Annotated in this window: 1 protein-coding gene; it reads right to left on the reverse strand. The window is 64.4% G+C overall.

The features are described 5' to 3' along the window. Positions 1-132: 132 nt before the first annotated feature. Positions 133-1413 carry an IS701 family transposase gene (locus VSX60_RS22280; protein WP_327626423.1) on the reverse strand — a complete coding sequence of 427 codons (1281 nt, stop codon included), beginning with the start codon at positions 1411-1413 and terminating at the stop codon, positions 133-135. Positions 1414-1461: the final 48 nt, after the last annotated feature.

A 1461-nucleotide genomic window follows, 5' to 3' on the forward strand; every position in this document is an offset into this window, starting at 1 on the left:
TGAGATGCGCTTGTCGAGCTGCGGCTTGGTGGGCGCGTCGCCAAGTTGACCAAGCAATGACGTGGGCTGGTCGGATTTGGCGCTGAGCCAGACGCGTGGCGATGCGGCGGATTTCCTGGACCGACCAGCGGATCAGCGGCGTCGAGGCTTGCGGATGATCCTGACCATGCTTTTTGGGGGCGTCACGGTGTTCGCCCGGCGACGGATCGCGGCCATCATGGCGAAGGCCAGCATGACGAGCGAGACGTGGCGATGCCAGCCGTGCCAGGAGCGGGTCTCGTTGTGGTCGAGGCCCAGTTCGTTCTTGGCCGTCTCGAAGCTGTCCTCGATCGCCCAGCGACGACCCTCGACCCTGACCAGCGTCTCGATGGACGTTCCGGCCGGGCACCAGGTGGAGAAGTAGGCGAGATCGCCGTCGGCGATGTTGCGGCGGATCAGCAAGCCCCGCGTCCACTGCCCGTCGAGAGCGTCGTTGTATTCGGCCGCGTCGAGATCGGCCAACTCGAGATAGGCCCAGTCGTGGAGCCTTTCGCCCTTGGTCCCTTCGCCCGCCGACAGGCGCGCCCAGTCGTCGGGGGACAGCTTTCCTGCGATCGCAGCCGCCGTGCCGGCGACGGGCTGTGGTTTGTCCCAGGAGTTGAACGGATGATTGGCGTTGACGCCCAGCACATAGCCTTTTCCGGCGCGCCGCAGCGCCGTCTCAATCCCGCCGACCCCATAAACGCTGTCGGCTGCGACCCAGGCAAACGGGACCTCTGCCGTCATGGCTCGGCCGATCATCGCAAGGGCAAGGCCAAGCTTGGTCGCAAACGCAGTTTCCGGCGGTACGTGCGCCGCCGCCATGCGAGCTGGATCATCCGTCCAAGCCTTCGGCAGATACAGCGCCCGGTCGATAAATGCGTGGCCGTGGCACGAGACGTAGGACGCAAACACACCGATCTGGCAGTTGGTGATCTTGCCGGCCGAACCCGTGTACTGACGTCCAACCNCACCGATCTGGCAGTTGGTGATCTTGCCGGCCGAACCCGTGTACTGACGTCCAACCCCGCAGGAGGCCTTGCCCTGCTTCAGAAAGCCGGTCTCGTCGATAACCAGCACGGCTTGCGGATCGGCGAGCGTCTCCACAACGTAATCCCGCACGATGTCGCGCAGCACATCGGCATCCCACCGACCGCGGCCAAGAATCGCCTGCTGGCGCCAAGGCCCGGGATCCCCCGCCGCTTCCGCCCGCATCCAGCCAGTCTTGCGCCGCTCATCCCCGAGAAGTCCATCCAGGAACAAGCCCGCTGAAACCGCCACGCGCTCCTGCGTAAACAGCGGCTGGATTCGTCGCTTCACATCCCGCAGCGAAGAGGCCCAAAGCTCCAGCGTCGTCTCGATCGATGCGCCCATCATCCATGACCTCCGAATCATGGTCGCCCATGGATTCAGAACTCGTCGAAAGACGCAACTGTAATGCTA

The sequence above is a fragment of the Aurantimonas sp. A3-2-R12 genome (assembly GCF_036016755.1).
GTDB lineage: Bacteria > Pseudomonadota > Alphaproteobacteria > Rhizobiales > Rhizobiaceae > Aurantimonas > Aurantimonas coralicida_A.